The sequence below is a fragment of the Pseudomonas sp. SJZ077 genome, from assembly GCF_007993905.1.
Lineage (GTDB): Bacteria > Pseudomonadota > Gammaproteobacteria > Pseudomonadales > Pseudomonadaceae > Aquipseudomonas > Aquipseudomonas mandelii.
The window spans coordinates 54,084-80,706 of record NZ_VIUJ01000013.1; the positions used below are offsets into that span (position 1 = coordinate 54,084).

The 26,623-nt window shown below is 57.7% G+C and carries 26 protein-coding genes; 20 read left to right on the forward strand and 6 right to left on the reverse strand.

All coding sequences use genetic code 11. The features are described 5' to 3' along the window. Positions 1-9 precede the first annotated feature (9 nt). From rfbB to FBY01_RS19545, 7 genes are read left to right on the forward strand one after another with little or no spacing between them, the layout of a single operon-like run. A complete protein-coding gene (gene rfbB / locus FBY01_RS19515; RefSeq protein WP_010464694.1) occupies positions 10-1,092 on the forward strand; it encodes a dTDP-glucose 4,6-dehydratase in 1,083 nt (360 codons plus the stop codon). Continuing rightward, the gene (rfbA, locus tag FBY01_RS19520) at positions 1,089-1,964 is read left to right on the forward strand and encodes a glucose-1-phosphate thymidylyltransferase RfbA (protein WP_042932450.1); all 876 of its coding nucleotides are present in this window, start codon (positions 1,089-1,091) and stop codon (positions 1,962-1,964) included. Before rfbB ends, rfbA begins: the two co-directional genes overlap by 4 nt. Continuing rightward, on the forward strand, positions 1,961-2,506 hold the full coding sequence (gene rfbC, locus FBY01_RS19525; RefSeq protein WP_010464697.1) for a dTDP-4-dehydrorhamnose 3,5-epimerase: 546 nt from the start codon (positions 1,961-1,963) through the stop codon (positions 2,504-2,506). Before rfbA ends, rfbC begins: the two co-directional genes overlap by 4 nt. Then, complete coding sequence (gene rfbD, locus FBY01_RS19530) at positions 2,503-3,372, forward strand: dTDP-4-dehydrorhamnose reductase (protein ID WP_145309134.1); 870 nt, start codon at positions 2,503-2,505, stop codon at positions 3,370-3,372. The genes rfbC and rfbD overlap by 4 nt, the downstream gene beginning before the upstream one ends. A 36-nt stretch (positions 3,373-3,408) precedes the next feature. Then, positions 3,409-5,217: an ATP-binding protein gene (locus FBY01_RS19535; protein ID WP_010464701.1), complete on the forward strand. Its 1,809-nt coding sequence runs from the start codon at positions 3,409-3,411 to the stop codon at positions 5,215-5,217. Continuing rightward, positions 5,214-6,608 carry a sigma-54 dependent transcriptional regulator gene (locus FBY01_RS19540; RefSeq protein WP_010464704.1) on the forward strand — a complete coding sequence of 465 codons (1,395 nt, stop codon included), beginning with the start codon at positions 5,214-5,216 and terminating at the stop codon, positions 6,606-6,608. Before FBY01_RS19535 ends, FBY01_RS19540 begins: the two co-directional genes overlap by 4 nt. Before the next feature lie 40 nt (positions 6,609-6,648). After that, entirely contained in the window at positions 6,649-7,104 is a 456-nt protein-coding gene (locus tag FBY01_RS19545; protein WP_145309132.1) for a YiiD C-terminal domain-containing protein, read from the forward strand. 170 nt (positions 7,105-7,274) lie between these two features. Here FBY01_RS19545 and cysQ read toward each other — a convergent pair whose 3' ends face one another. Continuing rightward, a complete protein-coding gene (cysQ, locus tag FBY01_RS19550; RefSeq protein WP_010464708.1) occupies positions 7,275-8,102 on the reverse strand; it encodes a 3'(2'),5'-bisphosphate nucleotidase CysQ in 828 nt (275 codons plus the stop codon). Further along, positions 8,099-8,665 (reverse strand): ADP compounds hydrolase NudE, encoded by a 567-nt coding sequence (nudE, locus tag FBY01_RS19555; RefSeq protein WP_010464710.1) that lies wholly within the window; start codon positions 8,663-8,665, stop codon positions 8,099-8,101. The genes cysQ and nudE overlap by 4 nt, the downstream gene beginning before the upstream one ends. Positions 8,666-8,755: 90 nt before the next feature. Here nudE and yrfG point away from each other — a divergent pair, with 90 nt between their 5' ends. Beyond that, positions 8,756-9,418 carry a GMP/IMP nucleotidase gene (yrfG, locus tag FBY01_RS19560; RefSeq protein ID WP_010464712.1) on the forward strand — a complete coding sequence of 221 codons (663 nt, stop codon included), beginning with the start codon at positions 8,756-8,758 and terminating at the stop codon, positions 9,416-9,418. A gap of 86 nt (positions 9,419-9,504) precedes the next feature. On the opposite strand, the gene lysM is transcribed toward yrfG, so the two are convergent. Continuing rightward, the gene (lysM, locus tag FBY01_RS19565) at positions 9,505-9,945 is read right to left on the reverse strand and encodes a peptidoglycan-binding protein LysM (protein WP_102593431.1); all 441 of its coding nucleotides are present in this window, start codon (positions 9,943-9,945) and stop codon (positions 9,505-9,507) included. Between the two features lie 137 nt (positions 9,946-10,082). Here lysM and FBY01_RS19570 point away from each other — a divergent pair, with 137 nt between their 5' ends. The 4 genes from FBY01_RS19570 to FBY01_RS19585 all read left to right on the forward strand — a co-directional run bounded on the left by FBY01_RS19570 (position 10,083) and on the right by FBY01_RS19585 (position 15,096). Beyond that, complete coding sequence (locus tag FBY01_RS19570; RefSeq protein ID WP_010464716.1) at positions 10,083-10,970, forward strand: LysR family transcriptional regulator; 888 nt, start codon at positions 10,083-10,085, stop codon at positions 10,968-10,970. 93 nt (positions 10,971-11,063) lie between these two features. Further along, on the forward strand, positions 11,064-11,903 hold the full coding sequence (gene fdhD / locus FBY01_RS19575; protein WP_010464717.1) for a formate dehydrogenase accessory sulfurtransferase FdhD: 840 nt from the start codon (positions 11,064-11,066) through the stop codon (positions 11,901-11,903). Next, positions 11,900-14,248: an FdhF/YdeP family oxidoreductase gene (locus tag FBY01_RS19580; RefSeq protein WP_102593429.1), complete on the forward strand. Its 2,349-nt coding sequence runs from the start codon at positions 11,900-11,902 to the stop codon at positions 14,246-14,248. The genes fdhD and FBY01_RS19580 overlap by 4 nt, the downstream gene beginning before the upstream one ends. A gap of 359 nt (positions 14,249-14,607) precedes the next feature. Continuing rightward, positions 14,608-15,096 (forward strand): glycine zipper domain-containing protein, encoded by a 489-nt coding sequence (locus FBY01_RS19585; protein WP_145309130.1) that lies wholly within the window; start codon positions 14,608-14,610, stop codon positions 15,094-15,096. Positions 15,097-15,164: 68 nt separating this feature from the next. Here the strand turns inward: FBY01_RS19585 and FBY01_RS19590 are convergent, their stop codons facing one another. Next, positions 15,165-15,596 (reverse strand): thioesterase family protein, encoded by a 432-nt coding sequence (locus FBY01_RS19590; RefSeq protein ID WP_010464723.1) that lies wholly within the window; start codon positions 15,594-15,596, stop codon positions 15,165-15,167. 162 nt (positions 15,597-15,758) lie between these two features. Continuing rightward, entirely contained in the window at positions 15,759-16,985 is a 1,227-nt protein-coding gene (locus FBY01_RS19595) for a 3-hydroxyacyl-CoA dehydrogenase (RefSeq protein WP_145309128.1), read from the reverse strand. Between the two features lie 322 nt (positions 16,986-17,307). On the opposite strand from FBY01_RS19595, the gene rffA reads away from it, so the two are divergent. The 8 genes from rffA (at position 17,308) to FBY01_RS19635 (ending at position 24,483) form a co-directional block, all read left to right on the forward strand. Further along, positions 17,308-18,450 (forward strand): dTDP-4-amino-4,6-dideoxygalactose transaminase, encoded by a 1,143-nt coding sequence (gene rffA, locus FBY01_RS19600; RefSeq protein ID WP_145309126.1) that lies wholly within the window; start codon positions 17,308-17,310, stop codon positions 18,448-18,450. Positions 18,451-18,587: 137 nt separating this feature from the next. After that, positions 18,588-20,222 carry a hypothetical protein gene (locus FBY01_RS19605; RefSeq protein ID WP_145309124.1) on the forward strand — a complete coding sequence of 545 codons (1,635 nt, stop codon included), beginning with the start codon at positions 18,588-18,590 and terminating at the stop codon, positions 20,220-20,222. Positions 20,223-20,260: 38 nt separating this feature from the next. Beyond that, complete coding sequence (locus FBY01_RS19610) at positions 20,261-20,953, forward strand: WbqC family protein (RefSeq protein WP_010464732.1); 693 nt, start codon at positions 20,261-20,263, stop codon at positions 20,951-20,953. After that, the gene (locus tag FBY01_RS19615; protein ID WP_145309122.1) at positions 20,950-21,873 is read left to right on the forward strand and encodes a glycosyltransferase family 2 protein; all 924 of its coding nucleotides are present in this window, start codon (positions 20,950-20,952) and stop codon (positions 21,871-21,873) included. The genes FBY01_RS19610 and FBY01_RS19615 overlap by 4 nt, the downstream gene beginning before the upstream one ends. Next, positions 21,860-22,495: a trans-aconitate 2-methyltransferase gene (locus FBY01_RS19620; protein ID WP_010464736.1), complete on the forward strand. Its 636-nt coding sequence runs from the start codon at positions 21,860-21,862 to the stop codon at positions 22,493-22,495. The genes FBY01_RS19615 and FBY01_RS19620 overlap by 14 nt, the downstream gene beginning before the upstream one ends. Beyond that, entirely contained in the window at positions 22,492-23,157 is a 666-nt protein-coding gene (locus tag FBY01_RS19625) for an acetyltransferase (RefSeq protein ID WP_010464737.1), read from the forward strand. Before FBY01_RS19620 ends, FBY01_RS19625 begins: the two co-directional genes overlap by 4 nt. Next, positions 23,154-24,077, forward strand: coding sequence for a hypothetical protein (locus FBY01_RS19630; RefSeq protein WP_145309120.1), 924 nt, complete (start codon positions 23,154-23,156; stop codon positions 24,075-24,077). The genes FBY01_RS19625 and FBY01_RS19630 overlap by 4 nt, the downstream gene beginning before the upstream one ends. Continuing rightward, positions 24,070-24,483, forward strand: a complete 414-nt coding sequence (locus tag FBY01_RS19635) for a GtrA family protein (RefSeq protein ID WP_145309117.1) — start codon at positions 24,070-24,072, stop codon at positions 24,481-24,483. The genes FBY01_RS19630 and FBY01_RS19635 overlap by 8 nt, the downstream gene beginning before the upstream one ends. A 45-nt stretch (positions 24,484-24,528) precedes the next feature. Here FBY01_RS19635 and FBY01_RS19640 read toward each other — a convergent pair whose 3' ends face one another. Next, the gene (locus FBY01_RS19640) at positions 24,529-26,463 is read right to left on the reverse strand and encodes an ATP-dependent DNA helicase RecQ (protein WP_145309115.1); all 1,935 of its coding nucleotides are present in this window, start codon (positions 26,461-26,463) and stop codon (positions 24,529-24,531) included. Positions 26,464-26,623 lie beyond the last annotated feature (160 nt).

A 26,623-nucleotide genomic window follows, 5' to 3' on the forward strand; every position in this document is an offset into this window, starting at 1 on the left:
CTGGCCAACATGCGTATTCTCATCACCGGCGGTGCCGGTTTCATTGGCTCTGCCCTGATTCGCCACCTCATTCGGCACACCGGGCATGAAGTGCTCAACCTGGACAAACTGACCTACGCCGGCAATCTCGAGTCGCTGACCAGCATTGCCACCGACACCCGCTACGAATTCGTCCAGGCCGATATCGTCGACCAGGCCACCGTCAGTGCGGTACTGGCACGTTTCCAGCCTCACGCGATCATGCACCTGGCGGCAGAATCCCATGTCGACCGTTCTATTGACGGTCCGTCGGACTTCATCCAGACCAATATCGTCGGCACCTACAGCCTGCTCGAGGCCACTCGCGCCTACTGGCAGACGCTGGCCGAGCCGGAAAAAAGCGCCTTCCGCTTCCATCACATCTCCACCGACGAGGTCTACGGCGACCTGCATGGCGTCGACGATCTGTTCACCGAAACCACGCCTTACGCGCCCAGCTCACCCTATTCGGCCAGCAAAGCGGCGTCCGACCATCTGGTCCGCGCCTGGCAGCGCACCTACGGCTTGCCGGTGTTGCTGACCAATTGCTCGAACAACTACGGGCCGTTCCACTTCCCCGAAAAGCTGATTCCGCTGGTGATCCTCAACGCCTTGGCCGGCAAGCCGCTGCCGGTTTACGGAAACGGCCTGCAAGTGCGCGACTGGCTGTTTGTCGAGGATCACGCCCGGGCGCTGCTCAAAGTGGTCACCGAAGGCGTGGTCGGCGAGACCTACAACATTGGCGGTCACAACGAGCAAAAGAACATCGACGTGGTGCGTGGCATCTGCGCGTTGCTCGAAGAGTTGGCACCGAACAAGCCTGAAGGCGTGGCTCATTTCGCTGACCTGATTACCTTCGTCCAGGACCGGCCTGGCCACGACCTGCGCTACGCCATCGACGCGAGCAAGATCGAGCGCGAACTGGGCTGGGTGCCCGAAGAAACCTTCGAAACCGGCCTGCGCAAAACCGTTCAGTGGTACCTCGACAACCTGGAATGGTGCCGTCGCGTTCAGGATGGCAGTTATCAGGGTGAACGCCTGGGTGCCATCAATACCAAGGAGCTGCTCGCATGATGAAAGGCATCGTTTTGGCCGGTGGCTCAGGCACGCGTCTGCACCCGATCACGCTTGGCGTCTCCAAGCAGCTGTTGCCGGTGTACGACAAACCGATGATCTACTACCCGATCTCGGTCCTGATGCTGGCCGGCATCAAAGATATTTTGTTGATCTCCACGCCTCAGGATTTGCCGCAATACCGCAACCTGCTGGGTGACGGCAGTCAGTTCGGCGTCAACTTCAGCTACGCCGAACAGCCGTCGCCGGACGGTTTGGCCCAGGCTTTCCTGATCGGCGAAGAATTTATTGGCGACGATCCGGTGTGCCTGATCCTCGGCGACAACATCTTCCATGGGCAGCACTTTGGCGAACAGTTGAAAAACGCGGCCATGCGCCCTTCCGGCGCCACCGTGTTTGGGTATTGGGTCAAGGATCCGGAGCGCTTCGGCGTGATTGATTTCGACAGAGAAGGCCGCGCCCTGTCGATCGAAGAGAAGCCGAAAAAGCCGAAGTCCAGCTATGCCGTGACCGGCCTGTATTTCTACGACAACGATGTGATCGAGATCGCCAAAGCGGTGAAGCCTTCGCCGCGTGGAGAGCTGGAGATCACCGACATCAACAACGCTTACCTGCAACGCGGCGATCTGCAGGTCGAGCGCTTCGGTCGCGGGTTCGCCTGGCTCGACACCGGCACCCACGACAGCCTGCTCGAAGCCTCGCAATACGTGCAGACCATCGAGCACCGCCAAGGCCTGAAAGTCGCTTGCCTCGAAGAAATCGCTTACGAAAATGGCTGGATCAGCCGCGAGCTGTTGCTGGAGCGCGCCAGCTATTTCGGCAAGACGGGCTATGGCCAGTACCTCTTCAAACTGGCCGGGGAAGAACAATGAATGTGATTGAAACCGCCTTGCCCGGCGTGCTGATCATTGAACCCAAGGTGTTTGGTGACGAGCGCGGTTTTTTCTACGAAAGCTTCAATGCCAAGGCGTTCGAAGAAGCGACCGGCCTGGACACGCAGTTTGTTCAGGATAACCACTCCCGCTCGCAGAAAGGCGTGCTGCGCGGCCTGCACTATCAGCTGGAAAATACCCAGGGGAAACTGGTGCGGGTAACCGTCGGCGAAGTGCTCGACGTCGCGGTGGACATCCGTCGCAGCTCGCCGAATTTCGGCCAGTGGGAAGCGGTGCGCCTGTCTGCAGAAAACCGTCGCCAACTCTGGGTGCCGGAAGGGTTCGCCCATGGGTTCGTGGTGCTGAGCGAATTCGCCGAGTTTCTCTACAAGACTACGGACTATTACACGCCGTCCGCCGAGCGCTGCATTCGCTGGGACGATCCGACGCTGGCCATCGACTGGCAACTGGACGAAGCGCCCAAACTGTCGGCCAAGGATCAGAACGGCAAAAGCCTGAAAGAGGCTGATCTGTTTCCATGAAAATTCTTATCTGCGGTCAGCACGGTCAGGTTTCGCGTGAGTTGCAGCTTCGCCTGGGTGCTGTTGGCGAATGGGTTGTTTTGGGTCGCGATCAGCTCGATCTGGCTCAGCCGCAACAGATTCGTCAGCAAGTGCAGCGCGTTCGCCCGGACCTGATCATCAACGCGGCCGCTCACACCGCAGTCGATCAAGCTGAAAGCGAGCCGGAGTTGGCGTTTGCCATCAACGCGACCGGGCCGGGTATTTTGGCCGAAGAAGCGTCGGCGCTGGGTATCCCGCTGATTCACTACTCCACCGATTATGTCTTCGACGGCAGCAAAGCCGAGCCTTACAACGAAGCCGATTTGCCCAACCCGCTCGGCGTTTACGGCAAGAGCAAGCTGGCCGGCGAGCAAGCGATCAGCGCGGTACAAGGCCAGCACCTGATCCTGCGCACCAGTTGGGTCTACTCGACTCACGGTCGTAATTTCCTGCTGACCATGCAACGCCTGCTGCAAGAAAAGCCGGAGATGCGCATTGTCGCTGACCAGATCGGCGCGCCCACCTGGGCCGGCACGATCGCCAGCAGCACCGTCGCACTGATCGAACGCTGGCAAGCGGGACAGGCCGGGGCCTGGGGCACGTATCACTTGACCGCTCAGGGTGAGACTTCCTGGTTCGGTTTCGCCCAGGCCATCGGCCAGGCACTGCGGGATCAGGGCAAGCCTTGCGCAAACCTGCTGCCGATCCCCTCCAGCGACTATCCGACGCCGGCCGCCCGGCCATTGAACTCGCGCCTGGATTGCAGCCGCCTGCAACGCGAATGGGGCGTCAGTCAGCCTGACTGGCAAACCGCGCTGCGCGAGTGTCTTGCCGAGCAAGCCTAGGCATAATGCGCCTGTACCCACAGGCGCCCGATGCTCATGACTCCGACCCTTCCCCGCAGACCCCGCTGGCGCAGCCTCGCACTGCTTGCGCTGTGCCTGGCGCCGTTGCTGTGGCCGCTGGAGCATCTGGCCGAGCGTTACTACCGCAGCGAGCTGGCCGGGCAGAACCGTCAGACCCTCGACCTTTACGTTGCCAACCTGCTGGGCACGCTGCACCGTTATGAAGTGTTGCCGCAGATCCTCGGCGACCTGCCGGCCCTGCGCGCAGTGCTCGGGGCGCCGGATGACAGCGTCACCCAAGGCAATGCCAATCGCCTGTTGAAAAACATCAGCGCCCAGACCGGCGCCGAAGTCATGTACCTGATGGACACCACGGGCAAGACCCTGGCCGCATCGAACTGGGACAAACACGACAGTTTCGTCGGCCGCAATTTTTCCTTCCGTCCGTATTTCAGCGAAGCCATGGCCGGGCGGCTCGGGCGCTTTTTCGGCTTAGGCACCACGTCAGCCAAGCGCGGCTATTTCTTCGCCGCCGCCGTGCGCAACGGCGAGAAAATCATCGGCGTACTGGTGGTCAAGGTCGACCTGGACCACACCGAAAGCCTGTGGGGTAAAACCCCGGAACAACTGCTGCTGACCGACCATAACGGTGTGGTCATCCTCACGTCGCGGCCTGAGTGGCGATTCCGCTCGACCCGGCCATTGAGCGAAGAAGAAAGCAAAGCGATCACTGCGATCCAGCCGTACCCGACCCGAGATCCGAAACCATTGAGGCTCAACCCCAACGCCTGGCTGACTCAAACCCAGCAGATCGCCGAAACCGGCTGGAACGTCAGCATCCTCGCCCCCCGCACCCTGATCGACCGCCCGGTGCGTACCGTTGTCGCCATTGGCGGCGCGACGTTGCTGGTCTTGATGTTGCTGCTCGGCCTGATGATGCAGCGCCGCCGCCATTACCTCGAACGCATCGCCTTCGAAGCCAAGGCGCGGCGCGAGCTGGAAGGCCGGGTCGCCGAGCGGACCAGTGACCTCGAAGGCCTCAACCGTCGATTGAAACAGGAAGTGCTGGAGCGCGAACATGCCCAGCAGGAACTTGTGCGCGCCCAGGACGACTTGGTGCAGGCCGGCAAGTTGTCGGCGCTGGGGACGATGTCGGCGAGCATCAGCCACGAATTGAATCAACCGTTGGCCGCCATTCGCAGCTACGCGGAAAACGCCGAAGTGCTGCTCGATCATCAACGCACCGACGATGCCCGCGGCAACCTCAAGCTGATCAGCGAACTGACCGGACGCATGGCGTCGATCATTGCTCATTTGCGCGCCTTCGCCCGGCGCGATCGCCATGCGCCGGAAAGTGTCGCCCTGCAACCAGCGCTGGATGACGCCCTGGCGTTGCTGGCCAAGCGTCGGAGAAGCATGGAAGTCGAACTGATCCGCGATTTGCCGGCGGCCACGTTGTGGGTCGAGGCCGGGGAAACCCGTCTGCGCCAGGTACTCGGCAACCTGTTGGCCAACGCGCTGGACGCGCTGACCGAAAAAGGCCCGCCGCGTAAACTCTGGTTGAGTGCCCAATCCACCGCGGACGGCGTCACGCTGTACATTCGCGACAACGGCCCCGGCTTCTGCATGGAAGCCCTTGGTCGCGCCAGCGAGCCCTTCTACACCACCAAGACCCGCACCCAGGGGCTTGGCCTGGGGTTGGCGATTTGCGAAACCCTGATGCGCGCCTTCGGCGGTGAACTGTCGTTCGCCAACCACAAGGAAGGCGGCGCCCTGATTACCCTGAAGTTGCGCGCAGGCGCACCGGGTGTGAGCCTGCAACCGTCCGAGGACCGAAGTGCATGACCATCGATAACCGTGTCCAGGTCGTGCTGATCGACGACGATCCCCACCTGCGTCAAGCTTTGAGCCAGACGCTGGACCTGGCGGGCCTGAAAATCCTGCCACTGGCCGAAGCCAAGGGCCTGGCCGGGCAACTGGAGCGCGACTGGCCCGGCGTGGTGGTCAGCGACATCCGCATGCCGGGCATGGACGGCCTCGAACTGCTGACCGAACTGCATGCCCAGGACCCTGAGTTGCCCGTGTTGCTGATCACCGGCCACGGCGATGTGCCGCTGGCCGTGCAAGCGATGCGCGCCGGGGCGTATGACTTCCTGGAAAAACCCTTCGCCAGCGACGCGCTGCTGGACAGCGTTCGCCGCGCCTTGGCCCTGCGCCGACTGGTTCTGGATAACCGCAGCCTGCGTCTGGCCCTGAGCGATCGCAATGAACTGAGCACCCGACTGGTCGGGCAATCGGCGCCGATGCTGCGCTTGCGCGAGCAAATTGGTGCGCTGGCGGCAACTAAGGCTGACGTGCTGATTCTTGGCGAAACCGGTGCCGGCAAAGAAGTCGTGGCCCGGGCGCTGCACGATTTGTCGAGCCGCCGTAGCGGTCCGTTTGTAGCGATCAACGCCGGGGCCTTGGCTGAGTCGGTGGTGGAAAGCGAGCTGTTCGGTCACGAGCCGGGGGCCTTCACCGGCGCGCAAAAGCGCCGCATCGGCAAGTTCGAGTTCGCCAACGGCGGCACGCTGTTCCTCGATGAAATCGAAAGCATGAGCCTGGATGTGCAGGTGAAACTGCTGCGCTTGCTTCAGGAGCGCGTGGTCGAGCGTTTGGGCGGCAATCAACTGATCCCGTTGGACATCCGCATCATCGCCGCGACCAAGGAAGACCTGCGTCAATCCGCCGATCAAGGGCGCTTCCGGGCCGACTTGTATTACCGCCTGAACGTCGCGCCGCTGCGTATTCCGCCGCTGCGTGAACGCGGCGAAGACGCGCTGGTGCTGTTCCAGTATTTCGCCGACGAAGCCAGCGCCCGCCATGGCTTGCCGCCCCATGAACTGCAACCGGGGCAACGCGCCCTGCTGCTGCGCCACACCTGGCCGGGCAACGTGCGTGAACTGCAAAACGCCGCCGAACGTTTTGCCCTGGGCCTGGAACTGGCCTTGGACAACAACACACCGGAGGGCGCTGCCGGCATGACCGTAGAAGTGGTCAGCGGCGGCCTGAGCGAGCAAGTGGAAAACTTCGAGAAATCGTTGATTGCCGCCGAACTGGCGCGCTCTCACAGCTCGGTGCGCAGCCTCGCCGAGGCCCTCGGCATTCCGCGCAAGACTCTGCACGACAAACTGCGCAAGCACGGCCTGAACTTCGCCGACGGCGGCGCCAGTAGCCACACCGACGAACTCGATTGAGCTACCGTCCCATCATCATCTTTAAAAAAGAGACCCGTGAATGAGCCGCGACAGTCGTCACCTGGAATCAGTCCTCCACCGCGATATTCCGTTGACCCGGGACATGGGCCTCAAAGTGCTCGACTGGCACGACCAGCAACTGCGACTGCACTTGCCGCTGGATGCCAACGTCAATCACAAAAGCACCATGTTCGGCGGCAGCCTGTACTGCGGCGCGGTGCTGGCAGGTTGGGGCTGGCTGCATTTGCGCTTGCACGAAGAAGGGATTGAAGGCGGGCACATTGTGATTCAGGAAGGGCACATCACTTATCCGCTGCCGGTGACCATGGACGCGATTGCGATTTGCCAGGCGCCGAGCGCGGTGGTGTGGAAGAAGTTTCTGGCGATGTATCAGCGCTATGGACGGGCGCGGCTGACGTTGCATTCGCGGATCGTCAATGCCGATAGTGATGAGGATGCGGTGAGGTTTACCGGGCAGTACGTCTTGCACCGGTAAAGACACAAAACCTGTGGCGAGGGAGCTTGCTCCCGCCGGCCGGTCCGCGCTCGGGCGCAGCAGTCGCAAATCAGGCAGCCGGGTTTAACTGATGCTGCGCGGAGTCTAGGTTTTGGGGCCGCTTCGCAGCCCAGCGGGAGCAAGCTCCCTCGCCACAGGTTTGGGTGAACTCAGGATCGGGCCAGTTCCAGTAACTTCTCCCGCCACGCAGCCTTCGCCGGCAGCGCCAGAAAAAACTCATTCAGCAACGATTCCCGCGCCGGATAACAAAAAGGCTTCCCGCTCAAATCCAGCACTTCACCACCCGCCCCTTCCAGCACACCTTGGGCCGCCGCCGTGTCCCACTGCGAGGTCGGCGCCAGGCGCGGATAACAATCCGCCGCCCCTTCAGCCAGCAAACAGAACTTCAACGAACTGCCGATATTAGCCAGTTGCAACTCACCCAGACTGGCGCTCAAACCGGCCAGCAAACGTTCCTGCTCGGGGCTTGAATGCCGGCGGCTGGCGACCACGGTAAACGCCTCGCCCGCAGCAGGAATCTCACGAACCTGAATCGGCAACGCCTCGGCACCTTTATCACCACGCCATGCGCCCAGACCGGCGCCACCGACATAAAACCGCCCGTTGGTCGGCATCGACACCACGCCAAACACCACCCGGCCCTCCTCGATCAGCGCGATGTTGACGGTGAACTCTTCGCTGCCGGAGATGAACTCCTTGGTCCCGTCCAACGGGTCCACCAGCCACCAACGCTGCCAGCCGGCTCGCACGCTTTGGGGAATGTTGGCGTCTTCTTCGGACAGCACCGGAATACTCGGGTCCAGTGCCGTCAGTCCGTCCAGGATCAGATGGTGGGCGGCCAGATCGGCTGCGGTGACGGGCGAATCGTCAGCCTTGGCGGTCACCGCCGTGCCGATGCGCCAGAACGGCAAAATCGCTTCGCCAGCCTTCAGCGCCAGCTCAATCACAGGCGCCATCAATGGATGCGGGAACGTCATGGCAGAAACACCCCTCGCTGAGTCAGCAGATCACGGGCCAGATACAGCGCCGCCAAGGCACGGCCCTCGGTGAATCGCGGGTTCTGCGCCAGGGATGAGAGCTCGCGCAGGTTGATCTTGTCCACGCCCATCGGCTCGGGCTCGTCGCCCTCCAGGCGCTCTTCGTACAGATCGGTGGCCAGCACCACCTGGATCTTCTGGCTCATGTAACCGGGCGATAACGACAACTCGGTCAGGTGCTCCAGTTGCCGCGCGCCATACCCGGCCTCTTCCTTGAGCTCGCGCTCGGCCGCCGCCAGCACGTCCTCGCCCGGCTCGATCAAGCCTTTGGGCAACGACAGCTCATAAGCATCGGTGCCGCCACAATACTCTTCGACCAGCACGGCATGATCCGCATCGAGCATCGCCACGATCATCACCGCGCCATAGCCGGCGCCTTTGCCGACCAAGCGCTCGTAGGTGCGCTCCACGCCATTGGAAAAGCGCAGCTTCAGCTCCTCGACGCAGAACAAACGGCTGGTGGCGACGATCTCGCGGGCGAGTACGGTGGGTTTCTGGCGCATGAAAGGCTCCTTGGCGTAAGCGGGTTACTATACCCGGCCTATCCTGATTGTTGACCTCGGATATCTTTTTTACCGCTGGAGAAGTTTTTTATGTCCCTGCTGCCCTGGCGCGACATCGACACCGTTCTGCTGGATATGGACGGCACGCTGCTGGACCTGCACTACGACAACCATTTCTGGATGGAGCACCTGCCTCAGCGTTACGCCGAGTTGCACGGGGTCAGCCGGGCCATGGCCGAGATGGAATTGCAGCCGCTGTTCGAACGCAACGCCGGCCAATTGCAGTGGTATTGCCTGGATTTCTGGAGCGCCGAGCTGAAACTGCCGGTGCGCGAACTGAAACTGGAAACCGCCCACCTGATCGCCCTGCGACCGGATGCGGACACGTTTCTGGCGGCGATCAAACAGGCGGGCAAGCGCGTGGTGATGATCACCAATGCGCACCGTGACTCGCTGTCATTGAAGCTGGAACGGATTGAACTGGCGCCCTACTTCGAGCGGTTAATTAGCTCGCATGACTATGGTTTTCCCAAGGAGAATCCGCAGTTCTGGGAGGCGTTGCAGGCCGACATCGGTTTCGACCCGGCGCGCAGCCTGTTTATCGACGATACGTTGCCGATCCTGCGCAGTGCGCAGAGTTTTGGGGTGGCGCACCTGTTGGCGGTGAGTGAGCCGGACAGTCGCAAAGGGCCGAAGGACACGGCGGAGTTTGCGGCGGTGGGGGATTATCGGGAGCTTATCGCAGGGCTTTAGACCTTATCGCCTGCTTCGCGGGCAAGTCGGAACGCCGCATCGCTCGCTCCGACTTGCCCGCGAAGGCCATCAAACGGACTTAAGGATTACTCAGGAATCCGCAACGTCTGCCCCGGATAGATCTTGTCCGGATGCTTGAGCATCGGTTTGTTGGCGTCGAAGATTTTTTGATACTTGTTGGCATCGCCATACACGCGCAAGGAAATAGCGCTGAGGGTGTCGCCCTTCACGACGGTGACAAACTTTGCGGCCACTACCACCGGCCCGGTCACGGTCATCTGATCGTCCACGCTGCCAACTCCAGCGATATTGCCCACCGCCAGCAGAATCTTTTCCTTCTCTTCCTGGCTGCCCACATCACCGGTGACGGTGACTTTGTCGCCGTCCACCGTAGCCTGCACATTCGGGTTACCCAGGCCGACCTTGCTGATGTGTTCCTTCAACTGCTCACTGGCATTGGCGTTGCCCGGTGTCAGTAGATCGATAAGTTTTTCGCCTGCTTCTTTCACAAAGCTAAAAATACTCATGGTGCACGCTCCTTGGGTTTAGGGTTCCAGACGCAAAAGACTAGACCAAGCTTGAAACCCCCGGTTCCAACCCGACCAATGACGCTGATCCGGCACAAGCGCTAGAATCCCGACCTTCACCGCGCCCTGGAGCGAAGATGGACATCAAGCAGCTGAAATTCCTCATCGCCCTCGACGAAACCCGCCACTTCGGCCAGGCCGCAGCGCGCTGTCATATCACCCAGCCGACCCTGTCCATGCGCCTGCGCAGCCTCGAAGAAGAACTCGACCTGCCGCTGGTCAATCGTGGCCAGCGCTTCGAAGGCTTCACCGCGCCGGGCGAGCGCGTGTTGGCGTGGGCACGCACGGTGCTGGCGGCCTACGACGGCTTGCAGGCCGAGGCCGCCGCCTGTCGCGGCAATCTGGTCGGTACGCTGCGGTTGGGCGTGGTGCCGCTGTCGAGTTTCGATCCGCTGCCGTTGATGCAACGCCTGCATGCCGAACACCCGAACCTGCGCTTTGAACTCTCGGCCCTGAGCTCCGAACAAATCCTCGAACAACTGGCGAACAATCGCCTGGACCTCGGCGTGTCTTACCTGGAGCGACTGGACAACGAGCGTTTCGATTCCCTGGCCTTCAGCGAAACCCGCATGGGCCTGCTCTACGATCAGCGCTTCTTCAGCTTTGGCGAGGCGCCGTTGAGTTGGGAGTCCTTGATCGAGTTGCCCTTGGGCATGCTCACCAGCGGCATGCACTTTCGCCAGTCCATCGATCACAACTTCCACAGCCGCGGCCTGACACCCCAGCCGCTTCTGCAAACCGACGCGGTCCACCAATTGTTACAAGCGGTGCACGGCGGCCTCTGCTGCGCGGTGATGCCGTTGGATGGCGGCCTGGAAAATCTCACCGATCACTTGCGTCTGCAACCCATCGAAAACGCCAAGACCCTTGCCCGGCTTGGGCTGATCATGCGTCGCAGCGCCCCGCGTTCGGCGCTGGCCGAAGCCTGCTTTGCGATCTATCAGAAATCGCTGACAGCTTCTTGATCGATGTCATCTATCGGTAGATCGGTATAAGCGATTAGACGCGACAAGTTGACGCGCCTAGGCTTAAAGCTGACTAAACCGTCGGTGATGCCCATGAAAGCCAAGCGCCCTGCCTGCGCGGCGCCCGCCTCTGAAGCGCCCGCACCCGCCGCCAGCCAGACCTACAGTTACAGCGACCTTCAACAAATCGAATCGGCCAGCACCGCGCTCGCCGAAGAAGTCGCGTTGGCGATCGCTTATAACGGCATCAGTCAGGCGGTGATGCTGGTAACGCCGACGGACCTTGAAGACTTCATCGTCGGTTTCAGCCTCGGCAGCGGCATCATCGAAGACGCCTCTGACATCTATGACTTGCAACTCAGCGGCTCGGGCTCGGCGCAATACGCGCAAGTGACCATCGCCAACCGCGCGTTCTGGAACCTCAAGCAGCAGCGTCGGCAAATGGCCGGCACCAGCGGTTGCGGGCTCTGCGGCGTGGAAGCGGTTGAACAGGCGTTGCCAGACCTCAAGGTATTGCCCGGCGCCCCATTGCCCCCCGCCGAATGGCTCGATGGCTTGCGCCAGCGCATCGGTGCGTTCCAGCCTCTTGGTCAGTACTCCGGCGCGGTGCATGCGGCGGTGTTCATGAACGGTCAGGGGGAATTGCTGCTGGGCCGTGAAGACATCGGCCGGCATAACGCCCTCGACAAACTGATTGGCGGGCTCATCCGCCAGAAGATCCCGACTGAAGGCGGCCTGGCGATTGTCACCAGCCGTTGCAGCCTCGAATTGATTCAAAAAGTATTGCGCGCCGGCATCCAGACCCTGGTCAGCCTGTCGTCGCCCACGGGCCTTGCCGTGCAATGGGCCCGTCGCCACAACCTCAACCTCATCCATCTGCCCCAGAAGAATGCGCCGCGGGTCTACAGCCCGGCATTGGAGAATCAAGCGTGAGTCAACACCGTCAAGCCGACCAGAAACCCGTCCCTCGCTACAAGCCCTACAAAGGCCCGGCCGGTGGCTGGGGCGCACTGGCCAGCGTTGCCCGGGCCTGGTTGACCAGTGACAACGCGCTGAAAAACCTGCGCATGATGCTCAAAACCAACAAGAACGGCGGGTTCGACTGCCCCGGTTGCGCCTGGGGCGATTCCAACGAAGCCGGCATGGTGGCGTTCTGCGAGAACGGCGCCAAAGCGGTGAACTGGGAAGCGACCAAACGGCGTGTCGACGGCGCTTTCTTTGCTAAACACAGCGTCAGTTCGTTGCTGGAACAGAGTGATTATTGGCTGGAGTATCAGGGTCGCCTGACCGAGCCATTAAGCTATGACGCCGAAACTGATCGCTACAAGCCGATCAGCTGGGAAGCGGCGTTCGCCTTGATCGCCAAACATTTGCAGGGCCTGTCGAGCCCGAATCAGGCCGAGTTCTACACCTCGGGCCGCGCCAGCAACGAAGCGGCGTACCTCTATCAATTGTTCGTGCGCACCTACGGCACCAACAACTTCCCCGACTGCTCGAACATGTGCCACGAGGCCAGCGGCGTGGCGTTGGCGCAAAGTGTCGGTGTCGGCAAAGGCACCGTGACCTTCGACGACTTCGAACACGCCGACGCGATTTTTGTCTGGGGCCAGAACCCGGGCACCAACCATCCGCGGATGCTCGAACCATTGCGCGAAGCCGTGAAACGCGGCGCGCAGGTGGTGTGCATCAACCCGTTGAAAGAGCGGGGCCTGGAACGCTTCCAGCACCCGCAGCACCCGATCGAAATGCTCACCAACGGCGACAAGCCGACCAACACCGCCTACTTCCGCCCGGCGCTGGGCGGCGATATGGCGGTGCTGCGTGGCATGGCGAAATTCCTGCTGCAATGGGAGCGCGACGCGCAGAAGGCGGGTGAGCCGGCCGTGTTCGACCACGATTTCCTCAATGAGCACAGCGTCAACGTCCTGGAATACCTGGGCACCGTCGACGACACTTCCTGGGAGCAGATCGTCGAGCAGTCCGGCCTGCCCCTGGTGGAAATCGAGCAAGCGGCGCGCATGTACGCCAAAGGCAAGAACGTCATCATGTGCTGGGCCATGGGCATCACCCAGCACCGCCACTCAGTGGCAACCATCCAGGAAATCGCCAACCTGATGCTGCTGCGCGGCAACATCGGCCGGCCGGGCGCCGGCCTGTGCCCGGTGCGTGGCCACAGTAACGTGCAGGGTGACCGGACGATGGGCATCAACGAACGTCCGCCAGTGGCGTTCCTCGATTCCCTGGAGCGGCGCTTCCAGTTCAAGGTGCCGCGTGAAAACGGTCATAACGTGGTCGAGGCGATTCATGCCATGGCCGAAGGCCGCGCCAAAGTCTTTATCGGTCTGGGTGGCAACTTCGCCCAGGCAACCCCGGACAGCCCGCGCACCTTCCAGGCCCTGAGCAATTGCGACCTGACCGTGCAGATCAGCACCAAGCTCAACCGCAGCCATTTGGCCCACGGTAAAGATGCGCTGATTCTGCCGTGCCTGGGCCGTACCGACATCGATATCCAGGCCGAAGGCGCGCAAGCGGTGACCGTCGAAGATTCGTTCAGCATGGTCCACGCCTCCAACGGCCAGTTGCAGGCACTGTCGAATCAGATGCGCTCGGAGCCGTCGATTATCGCCGGCATCGCTGCCGCGACCCTGGGCAGCAGACCGGTGGACTGGAACTGGCTCGTGGCCGATTACAGCCGCATTCGCGATCTGATCGCCGATACCATTCCGGGCTTTCGCGACTTCAACGAGAAGATCAAGAATCCGGGCGGTTTCTACCTCGGCAACAGCGCCGGTGCACGCAAGTGGAACACCCCGTCCGGGCGCGCCAATTTCCGCCCGAACGCCCTGCCCAAGGACCTGGTGCACGAACGCACCCGCGCCACGGGCGTGTTGCCGGACCTGATCATGCAATCGATGCGTTCTCACGATCAGTACAACACCACGATTTATGGGCTGGATGACCGTTACCGTGGCGTGAAGGGTCAGCGGGATGTGTTGTTCGTCAATGAAGCGGACATCATTCGCCTGGGGTTCAAGCCTGGGCAGAAGGCTGACATCGTTTCGATCTGGGATGATGGACGTGAGCGTCGAGTGAAGGGGTTTACGCTGCTGGCGTTTGATATTCCTGCGGGGCAGGCGGCTGCTTACTATCCAGAAGTGAATCCACTGGTGCCGCTGGAAAGCACCGGGGATGGCAGCCATACGCCAACGTCGAAGTTTGTGGCGATCCGTCTGGAAATGGCGAGTGAGACCGGGTTGATTTTGGCCAAGTCGGCTTAACGGGACGGCAGGTCTGGCCTCTTCGCGAGCAAGCCTCGCTCCTACAGGATCGGTGTCTTACGCATTTTTTTTGTACATGACACGAATCCTGTAGGAGCGAGGCTTGCCCGCGAAGGCGTCCGACATGACAACACATGATCGGGCCCCTTTCGGTACTTTCCAATCGCCCACAAAAAAGGCCGCTTTTTCACAAAAACGGCCTATCGGAAGTAGCTAAAGACCGGCGAAAAACCGTTAAGTTCCGCCCAAAAAACAGCAACTTATAGAAATGTGCTCAAGTCGTGTTACTCGTCGGATTTCGATTGTCACAACCCCGACACAGCCTCAGGATCGCGCCGTCATCCCCTTGAGGTTCCTCTATGAAGTTCTCCTCGATTCTCTTGTTGTCCCTTGGCCTGGTCAGTGGCTTCGCTTCTGCCGGAGGCACCACCGAAGCAGGTGTGGGCGGCGCATTGGGCGGGGTTCTTGGCTCGGTCGTCGGTCAGTCGCTTGGCGGTAATACGGGTTCCACCATTGGCGCGGCCTTGGGCGGCGCGGGTGGTAGCGCAGTCGGCGCAGACAAACGCAGCCGTGGCGAAGCCGCCATTGGTGGTGCGTTGGGCGCAGCAGGCGGTAACGTGGTCGGCCGCAGCATGGGCGGCACCACCGGCAGCCTGATCGGCTCCGCAGCAGGCGGCGGCGCCGGTGGCGCGCTGGGTAACTACATGGGCAACAAGAGCGATGAAGACGATGATCGTCGCTCCTATCGCGGCGGCCGTGATGATCGTCGCTACTACCGTGACGGCCACCCGGGCCGAGGTCATGCCTACGGTCATCGCAAACATAAGAAGCACTATCGTCATCATTGAGGCCTGAACGGCTTCGCTGACCGATAGATAAAAAATCGCAGCCCAAGGGCTGCGATTTTTTTTGTCCGTCAAACCACCAGACGCTCCAATGCACCACGCAATCCGGCAGGGATCGCCACCGGCTGATTCGACGTCCGATCCACAAACACATGCACGAAGCGCCCCGCCGCGCAGGCCTCGTCTTCCCCGGCCTTGAATACCGCCAGTTCGTACTGCACCGAGCTGTTACCCAACTTGCCCACCCGCAGACCGATCTCGATCCGCTCCGGAAAGGCGATGGAGGCGAAATAATCGCAAGACGAACTCACCACAAAACCCACCACCTCGCCGTCATGGATATCCAGGCCACCGATTTCGATCAGGTAGGTATTCACTGCCGTGTCGAAGAAGCTGTAGTAAGTGACGTTGTTGACGTGACCGTAGGCGTCGTTGTCGTGCCAGCGGGTGGTGATGGGCTGGAAGTGCGGGTAGTCGGTGCGTTGGGGCATCGGGTTGGACATCGTGTCGATTCCTGGAGTTGGATTGCCAGTCTAAGGAGAATACCGCGCTGTATTCATCGCGAGCAGGCTCGCTTGTATGTTTAGACTTGAAGGGGTGGGCCACCGAGATCCCTTGTGGGAGCGAGCCTGCTCGCGAAAGCGCCGGTACAGGCGCTGCATCAATTACTTGTCAGCAAACCCTTTACCCATCAACTCCAACTCACCAATCAACCGCGCCGGCTTCCAGTGATCGCCCTGGCGAGTCTCCAGCGCCATCAAACGCTGATGAATATCCGCCAGCCCTTGCTGATCCGCCCACGCCATTGGCCCGCCCTTGACCGCTGGGAAGCCATAACCGTTGAGGTACACCAGATCAATGTCGTGCGCCGACCCCGCAATACCTTCCTGAAGGATCTTCGCGCCTTCATTGACGAGTGCCAGCAGACAGCGCTCAAGAATCTCCTCAGGGCTTATCTCCCGACGCTGGAAGCCAAGCCCTTCGCTAACACTTAGCACCAGCGCATCGACTTCAGGATCGTGTTCAGCCTGTCGACTGCCCGGCTCATAGTGGTAATAGCCATTGCCGCTCTTCTGACCAAATCGCCCCAGTTCGCACAGACGGTTATCCACCTGAACCTCAGGCGCATCCTGGCCTGTGCCTGCCAGTTCCCGAGCCCGCCATCCCAGGTCGACGCCCACCACGTCGTACATGCGAAACGGCCCCATGGCAAAACCGAAGCCTTGCAGCGCCGCATCCACCTGATAGGGATAAGCGCCCTCAAGCAGCATCTTGCGCGCTTCAAGCACGTAGGTATTGAGCATGCGGTTGCCGATGAAACCCTCACAGTTGCCCGCCACCACGCTGACCTTGCCCATGCGCGTGCCCAGCTCCAGCGCCGCATCGAGTACGGCGGGCGAAGTCTGCGCACCGCGAACGATTTCCAGCAATTTCATGATGTGCGCCGGGCTGAAGAAGTGCAGCCCCAGGACCTGAGCCGGACGGCGAGTCGCCGCGGCGATGGCGTCGATATCCAGCGCTGAAGTGTTGCTGGCCAGAATGGCTTCGGGTTTGAGCAGCCCGTCCAGTTCGCGAAAGATCTTTTGCTTGAGCTCAAGGTTTTCGTAAACCGCTTCGATCACCAGGTCAACCTCGCGGATCGCCGCATAATCAGCCGCTGCCGTGACCCGAGCGATGCGCGCATCCGCCTCGGCCTGATCGATGCGACCCTGGCGCACATTGTGCGCGTAGGTGTCCGCCACGGTAATCAGCGCCTGTTCCAGCATCTGCGGGTTGTTATCGACCCATTGCACCGGCACCCCGGCATTGGCCAGGCACATGACAATGCCACGGCCCATGGTGCCCGCACCAATCACGGCGGCGCGCTGAATGTTGAACGGTGTCTGGCTCATGTTTGCTCTCTTGTTGGCGATCCAAAGACAGCCCTCACCATAGTCAGCCGCCGGGTATTTTTGAAATTTATTCCTGTGATGAGGGACATTCAGCGGATGGATCGAAAAAAGTCGCCGTAAATTCGGGAACCGACCTGTGCGCACCTTGGGTGAATGTGGGCTTCAGCGGAGCGTTAAGTTATGATCCGCACAGCCGAACCTGCCTATCGGCGGATGAATATATCGCGGCCCTTCGATTAAAGTTTCGCCAGGCTAAATACAAAAAAGTAACAATCTGCTGACTGGCTACACCACTACAACTATTCAGGCCCGGAGGCATCGCGTGAGTATCGGAAAAATCCCGTTCAATCGACCTTATATGACAGGTAAGGAGTTTTATTTCATTGAACAGGCGAAGCTCGGTAATGTGCTCGCTGGAGATGGTCCGTTCACCAAGAAATGTCACCGCTGGCTCGAAGAAACAACCGGGTCTGTCAAAGCGCTTTTGACCCACTCATGTACTGCTGCTCTTGAAATGACCGCGTTGCTGCTGGACATCCAGCCCGGTGACGAAGTCATCATGCCTTCCTACACTTTCGTCTCCACCGCCAATGCCTTTGTTTTGCGAGGTGCGGTGCCTGTATTCGTCGACATCAGAGAAGACACTCTGAACCTCGACGAACGCCTGATTGAGGCAGCCATTACGCCCCGCACGAAGGCGATAGTCCCAGTCCATTACGCAGGAGTTGCATGCGAAATGGACACCATCATGGACATCGCTCGGCGGCGCGGCCTGAAAGTCGTGGAAGACGCCGCTCAAGGAGTGATGGCTAGCTATAAAGGGCGAGCCTTGGGGAGCATCGGTGATTTAGGTGCTTTCAGCTTCCACGAGACCAAGAACGTGATTTCCGGCGAAGGCGGAGCGTTATTGGTGAATGACGACGACCTGGCGTTGCGCGCTGAGATAATTCGGGAAAAAGGCACTGATCGCAGTCGATTTTTCCGAGGAGAGGTCGATAAATACACGTGGCAAGAGGTAGGTTCTTCTTTTTTGCCCGGAGAACTGACGGCAGCGTTCCTGTGGGCACAATTGCAAGAGGCACAATCAATAACCGCCCAGCGCCTGGCGAGTTGGCAGCATTACCACGAACTGCTAGCCCCCTTTGAACAGAAAGGTATTTTACGACGTCCGATAGTGCCGGATGAGTGCCATCATAACGCGCATATGTATTACGTATTGCTTGATCCGAAATTTGACCGTCAACACGTATTGACCAGGTTGAAACAAAACGCCGTAGATGCGGTATTTCACTACGTTCCGTTACATTCCTCTCCAGCAGGACAGCGCTATGGACGAGCACACGGACCACTGACGGTGACCAACCAACAGTCGGAACGTTTGATAAGACTGCCAATGTGGGTAGGGCTCACCGAACAGCAGCAAAACAAAATTGCCGACTTGTTATTGAATGCGACCAGCAACTAATCAACAAAAATATATCATGGGAGAGGCCGCCTTATAGCGGTGCACCTCGACATTCAAAAAGTGTCGCATTCTCGTTATAAAGCAGCAGGCGCATTGCCCGCTCACAACTGTACCGCTTCACCCACAAGGCCGTAACTATGTACAAAATTACAGAACGAACCGCCTCCATAGTTATCGGACTATTTTTTTTTACATTGCTGTCCGGGATTGTCATACCCGTCTACTCTGACGAAATTGTGTCAAAGTGGAGTGTGTCGAGGTTTTTTCTTGAAGACCAACATTTGGTGTCTTTCTTTCCACAATGCTCGACAATGTCCGACCGGGCTGTCTCCTGGGTCTTTTATCCCGCCGCTGCATTGATTTCGACGATATATAGCAACCTGAGCCCTCTTGGGACGAGATTAAGCGGGATTGTTTTAACACTGGTTTGGTTTGGCCTGCTTACATTCTGGTGCTTTAAGCAAACAAATGAAAAATCCGGCATGACACGTCTTGCCGGCCTTATTGCATTTTCATCACTAGGCGTATTGCCATATCTATTGGTCCTGTCTCGCTCCGAACAGTTTATGACATTGCCTATTCTGGTTTTTTGTTTAACCGCGTTTTATTTTAAAGCCGAAAAAACCGTGTTTAAACAATGCCTGGGGGCATTGCTGATGACATTTATACTTTCCTGTTTTTTTTATGTCCATCCAAAAAGCCTGTTCTTCCTCCCTTTTTTATTGGTCGCCCTGTGGTTGACCACCGAGACTTATCACACGCTAATCCGTTGCGCATTGCTCGTCTATGCGCTGGTGCTGTTTGCTCAAGTACTCCACGAATCGAACGCTATTGCCGCTTGTACAGATGCACCTGCAATGCAAGCGTTACTGGCTGCCAACACACTGTTGCCAGGAATGTTATTCTCTGCACCGCTTGATTTTATCAACGCAGCGTCAAACAACCTTCTGAATTTCCCGGACAAACTACTTTTACATTTGACCTTCAATCCGGTTTCGCAATCGGGTTGGCTGCCGCCGATTGAAAGCAGTGACAGCTTTTTCCTGTACTTGAACTTCGTTATCAAATATCTGCTTTACGCCTTTATCATCGGCACGCACCTTGCTGGCTTATTGATCTTTATGATCAACATCGTAAGAAGAAAGTTATCCGCACCCGTCTTTCTGGCCGCATTGCTGGCATCCGCCGACATATTCAATGCGCTTTTCTTCAATATTCAGAATTTCTACGCAGCTACCCAATTTTTACCCATCGCCATCATCCTGGCCGCTTTGTTATTGCATAACATCATCATCCCAAAATGGCGTGGATACTCGGCTGTTGGTTACTCAGCCATCTTGATCATTTCCATCCTTTCGATGATGACGCTCTTATTAGCAGTATTTCCCGCCACGCTAAAAAACTCTGCGTCTGCGGCAGCAACGCTGCCTGGCCAACCCTTGTCCATTCCGGTTTTCAATACCCAATCCCACTTGAAATCCATTGAGAAGCTTGGTGCATCCTGTGGTCTGCCTCCGGACAACACACGAAATATGGTTGTCGATCACATGACGTATTTCGCTTATATGAAAGCGAAAAACCCCATACATGTTCTTTATGTATCCGAATATGGCTTCGGCGGCGACCTGTCAAATGGTCGACTATTGCCCTTCTTGAAAAAACTGAAAAGTCCTGGTGTCATTTCACGCTGCGAATGGATGCCATTGCAGTTTCGTAATGTACAAAAGAGTGATGACATGGGTTATTGCTGTGTGAACCTGGACGATTTATAAATCATGCATTTTATTCATTTAAGAGGTGTCTGAACGAAATGAAAAAAATCGCTATCGTGCAATCCAATTACATACCCTGGAAGGGTTATTTCGACATGATTGCCGCTGTCGATGAATTCATTCTCTATGACGACATGCAATACACCCGGCGTGACTGGCGCAACCGAAACCAGATCAAGACACCTCAGGGTCTGCAATGGCTAACCGTGCCCGTTAAAGTCAAAGGCAAATACCACCAGACAATTTTCGAAACCGAAATCGAGGGTTCCGAGTGGGCGTCGGTTCACTGGAAATCCTTGCAGCAAAATTATCGCCGTTCGCCGCACTTCGAAGAGATTTCAGCCTGGCTTGAACCTCTCTTTACAGGTCCCTACACGCGGCTGTCTGACCTCAATAGAGCCTTTCTCGAGCGCATCTGTACCTATCTGGGGATTACGACGGTCATCAGCAATTCTTCGGACTATACGTTGAGCGACGGCAAGACCGAACGCCTGGCGGACCTCTGTGTGCAGGCTGGCGCCACCGAGTACATTTCCGGCCCGGCAGCACGGGATTACGTTGAGGCCGATGTGTTCTTCGACCGAGGTATTCAGCTAAGCTGGTTTGACTATTCCGGCTACCCTGAGTATCCGCAGCTCTGGGGAGATTTTTCTCACTACGTAACCATTCTTGATTTGTTATTCAATTGTGGGAAAGAAACGCCTAACTTCATGAAATTCATACGCCAATGAAACTATCAATTGTAGCGACGCTTTATCAATCAGCTGCTTACCTGGCTGAGTTTCACCAGCGAGCAAGCGCTGCCGCACAAAAGCTGGTTGGCGATGATTATGAAATCGTCCTTGTAAACGATGGCTCACCCGACAACAGTCTGGAAACCGCAGTGCGTTTGACCGAGCAGGACGGCCACGTCGTGGTTGTCGACCTGTCGCGCAATTTCGGCCATCACAAGGCGATGATGACCGGCCTGGCACACGCCACCGGTGAGCGCATATTTCTGATCGATAGTGATCTGGAAGAAGAACCGGAATGGCTGCTCACGTTCGCGCAACAAATGGCAGAAGACCAAAATGACGTGGTCTATGGCGTGCAGGAACGACGCAAAGGCAATTTTCTGGAGCGTATCAGTGGGCGCTGGTTCTATGGCTTGTTCAGGCTACTCACGGGCCTCAACCTTCCAGAGAACATCGTGACTGCACGATTGATGACCCGTCGTTATGTGGATGCACTGCTCAGCCATCAAGAACGTGAAGTGTTTATGGCAGGCCTGTGGCACATCACAGGTTTCGTTCAAAACCCTCGCCTCATAAAAAAACACAGCACTAGCGAAACAACGTATACGTTTCGCCGGAAAATGTCGCTGCTGGTCAATTCCGTCACCTCATTCAGCAATGCACCACTGATTGGTATTTTTTATATTGGCCTGGCCATTTCACTGTTGTCATGCGTTTACATCACTTATCTACTGATCATCAAACTCACGCAGGCCACACCCGTCGATGGCTGGACCTCGGTGATGGCCTCTATTTGGCTGTTGGGCGGGATGATCATTTCTTTTATAGGTGTTGTCGGCATTTATTTGTCAAAGATATTCTCCGAGACCAAACAGCGTCCCTATACCATTGTGAGGCAAGTTCATGGAAAGCGATAAAACCGAACTTTTGTCTGAAGTTGCCGAGTACTACTCCTCGAAACTTGCCGAGCACGGCGAGACGCCTCAAGGGGTGGACTGGAATGGTAAAGAAGGGCAGTACCTGCGGTTTAAGCAACTCAACAACATCATTGACAGCGAAAAGCCCTTTTCCATCAATGATGTCGGCAGTGGCTACGGTGCGTTCTACGACTTTTTGCAGGAGCGACACAGCGCATTTTCCTACGACGGCATCGATGTGTCTGAAGACATGGTCAATGCCGCAAGGCTGCGTTACAACGGTCAATCCCACGTACAGTTCCATGTCGGCAGCGAACCCATGCGAACCGCTGACTACGGAATTGCGAGTGGCATTTTCAACGTCCGCCTGGGCAGAACAGATTTAGAGTGGTCCACTTACCTTGAAGGTGTACTCGATACGCTCGACAAGACCAGCCGATTGGGATTCGCCTTCAATTGCCTGACGTCCTACTCCGATGCCGACAAGATGCGTGAATATCTTTACTACGCTGACCCTTGCAAACTGTTCGATCTTTGTAAACGTCGTTATTCGCGCAATGTGGCGCTTCTTCATGATTATGATCTCTATGAGTTCACCATCCTGGTGAGGAAACAACCATGAAGAAACCGTTGATTATCTTTGGAGCGGGCGATATTGCACAACTTGCCCATTATTATTTTTCCTCGGATTCAGACTATGAAGTTGTCGCGTTTACTGTCAACGCGGCGTACGTCACCGACCCGACATTTTGCGGGCTTCCTGTATGCGCATTTGAGGAGCTCTCTACGCAGTATCCGCCAGATCGATTCGAATTGTTCGTCGCATTGAGCTACTCGAAACTCAATGCTGTGCGCAAAGAAAAGTACCTTGCCGGCAAGGCAATGGGCTACCGGTTTGCAAACTTTATCAGCTCTCACGCAACGGTTTTGAATGAAGGACGTATCGGAGAGAACTGCTTCATTTTCGAAGACAACACCATCCAGCCCTTTGTCACCATCGGCAACAACGTGACGCTGTGGAGCGGTAATCATATTGGCCATCACTCCACGATCAGGGATCACGCCTTCATTGCTTCCCACGTGGTGGTTTCTGGAGGCGTCGACATCGGTGAGCAGTGCTTTATCGGTGTTAACGCAACGCTGCGCGATCACATCAAAGTCGGTGAACGGTGCGTCATCGGTGCAGGTGCCTTGCTCTTGAGTGATGCCGAACCCGAGGGCTTGTACGTCGGTTCAGCGACTGAGCGCTCCAAAGTGCCAAGCACCAAGTTGAGGAAGATATGACCCCTCACTGGAAAAAACTGGGACTGCTCTACCGCCCCCCCATTACCGGACGGCATCCAAAGCTTTTGACTCACGTTGCCAATCCCTTACCCGTTTTGCTTGAAGGCGACGTTTATCGGATTTATTACAGCGGAAGAGACGCCAACAACCGGTCCTCAGTGGGCGCGGTTGATGTCAACATCATCACTCGCCAAGTGATCTGTGAACATGACGAACCGATGTTTGTGCATGGCAACGAAGGAAGCTTTTTTGCAGATGGCGTCAGCATCGGCAATTGTTATGAGGCCGACGGCATTCGGTACATGCTATTTATGGGTTGGCAAAACCCAGCAGCCGGCCATTGGCGTGGTGATATCGGTCGACTGATCGTCAATGCGGATCTCACGTTGAAACTTGAGAGTCAGGTGCCTTTCATGGGTGCTGATGCTACCGATCCCATTAGTCTTTCCTACCCTTGGGTGATGCGCCGTGACAGCGATGGTTACGATATGTGGTACGGCTCAACCGCAAATTGGGATGCCGGCAATGGAGAGATGCTGCATACCTTGAACTACGCATCCTCTACCGACGGGCATCATTGGAATCGGCGAGGATTGGCGGTTCCCTACGTTATTGGGCAAGCACAAGCGTTCTCGAGACCAACAGTCATAGGCTCGACAGAAACCGGGTTTGAAATGTGGTTTTCTTATCGAAGTGGTGCGGGGGAATCCTACAGGATCGGGTATGCGCGCAGTAATGATGGTCACGCCTGGCAGTTGGATTTGAGCGCTTGCGGCATTGATGTCTCGGCTGATGATTGGGACTCGGAGATGATCGAATACCCCTACGTGTTTATCCATAAAGACCAACGTTACATGCTCTACAACGGTAATGGTTATGGCAAATCCGGTTTTGGTCTGGCGGTTTGGGTAGATGCGTAAATCACTGGGCAAGCTCCCCAAGAAAAAGACAATTATCGAGTTAGTGCGTTACGGCGTAATCGGTCTGATAACTAACTTTCTAGGCTATTTGATCTATTTGTTGATTACCTATTATGGCGGCACACCGAAAATCACGATGAGCGTACTCTACGCGGTGGGTACCGCCATCAGTTTTATCAGTAACCGAAAATGGACCTTTTCCCATGATGGCAATCTGATGAGTGCTGGGGCGCGTTATATTTTTGCGCATAGCCTTGGGTATGCCTTGAATTTGTCCCTTCTAATCATCATGGTGGACCATCTCGGCTACCCGCATCAGTGGGTCCAGGTATTTTCCATATTTGCCGTTGCCGGTTTTCTTTTCCTGATGTTCAAGTTCTTTGTATTTCCAAAAAAAACTGATTAATCAACGAGGCGAGGCATAGCTGCTCGCAACCATGCCTGCGCCCCCTCATTTTGACAAAGCCACTTCTGCCCAAGCCCGCACATCGGCATATGGATAGTTCTCCAGCGTCGCAAATCCGGGAGTCGCTCGCGCCTTGAGCTTGGTAAACAGCGGCACGCTGATCCCGCACAAAAACCGCGTTACGCGTTCAGCCGACGGCACATTGCCGGTGTGCTGTTCATGCCTGTGGATAAAATCATCGCACAGCGCTTCAAAGTTTTTTTCCACAAGCGCCGGCAATTCCGGCGGCGATGGCAGTCGCGCCACGTGCCCATGACACACCGAACAATGTCCACACTGACGAGGCGCGTTTTCATCGCCGAAGTACTCGGCCAGGCGATAGCCCAGGCAGTGGTCGGTGGCAAACAGATCCAGCATCGCGTGAATCCGAGCAATCTCGGTACGTTCGTGCTGGGTGAAATAGGCGTGCAGTTCGGCGCTCAGTGCCTGACTGTCGACATTCGCTTGCAGCAGGCTGTAGACCTCGGTCATCTGCTTGCTTTCCAGCTCGACCCAGCCTTTCTCCTGGAAATAATCCAGCGCCTTGACCACCCGGTTGCGCTCGGCTTGATGCTGTTCATAGAGAGCGTCGAAATTCACCGTTGCCCAGGTTCGGGCGCGGCTGGAGGTCTGGATGATGGCCGCGACAAAATCTTTGCGCTCGCCCTCGAAGCGGGCCAGCAAAGCTTCCGGTTCTTGTAAATACTTGAAGCGGTATTCGGCGTAATAGGCGTAACGCGGGGCAATCAAACCACGCAGTTCGAGTTGCACCAGCAAGGTCTTGAGCGGCAGCTGGCGAATGTTGCTCTGGTCCGACAAGGGCCCCAACAGAAACTCCCACTGCCCCTCCGGCGCGGCAGCTTGCATCTCATCGAGCACACAACGAATGCCGTCCAGTTCCGGCGTGTCGCCGTAGACGAAGTTTTCCAGCACGTTGAGGCTGTCGCGGTTCGCCAATACCAGGCAGTCGGATGGCTGCCCGTCTCGTCCGGCGCGGCCGATTTCCTGGCTGTAGTTTTCGATGGATTTGGGCAGATCGAAATGCACCACGTTGCGGATGTCGCTCTTGTCGATGCCCATGCCGAAGGCGATGGTGGCGACGATGCAATTGGACTGCCCGCCCATGAACCGTTTTTGAATGGCTTCGCGTTGTTCGTGGGGCAAACCGGCGTGATAGGCCTCGGCCTGTATGCCGTTACGGCCCAGGTGTTCGGCGATGTGCTCGGCGGTTTTTTGCAGGGTGACGTAGACGATACTCGGCTGGCCCGGACGTTCGCTCATCCATTCGACCAGACGTCGGCGCTTGTCCTGACCGCGTACCGGCTCGACCAGCAGATTGAGGTTCGGCCTGTAGAAACCGGTGGTCACCACGTCTTCGGGTGCGATGGCGAATTTGGCCTCCATGTCCGCGATCACTTTGGGCGTCGCAGTGGCGGTCAGCAGCAGCGCCTGCGGAATGTTGAACTGGCGCTGGTAGTCGGGAAGCTTGAGATAGTCGGGACGGAAATTGTGGCCCCACTCCGAGATGCAGTGCGCCTCGTCCACCACCAACAACGAGATGGGCACCTGCTGCAGGAAATTGCGAAAGCGCTCGTTCTTCAGGCGCTCCACAGAGATCATCAAAATCTTCAGTTCGCCGGACCTGGCCCGGGCCATCACATCACTTGCGTCGTCCCGACTCTGGGCCGAATCGATGCTGCCCGCCGCAATGCCATGGCGTTGAAGGAACGCCAACTGATCTTGCATCAACGCCAGCAGCGGCGAGACCACCAGCGTCAGGTGCGGTAGCAAAAGCGCCGGCAATTGATAACAAAGGGACTTGCCTGAGCCGGTGGGGAAAATCGCCGCCGCCGAGCGCCCGGCCAACACCGCGCTGACCGCCGCCTCCTGGCCGGGTCGAAACTGTGGATAACCGAAAACCTGTTCCAGGGTGTTGTGCATAAGCTGTCACTCCGTTGACCGCTGCGAAGCCCAAAGCCTAGCCGGCAAACGCAGCGAGTCGAGAAAAGGTCGGGGACCAAAACGATACGGGATGATACAGCGGATGCAACCTGGACACGGCAAGGCATGAGGGTTGGGCAGCGTTCAGATCGCTATCGCG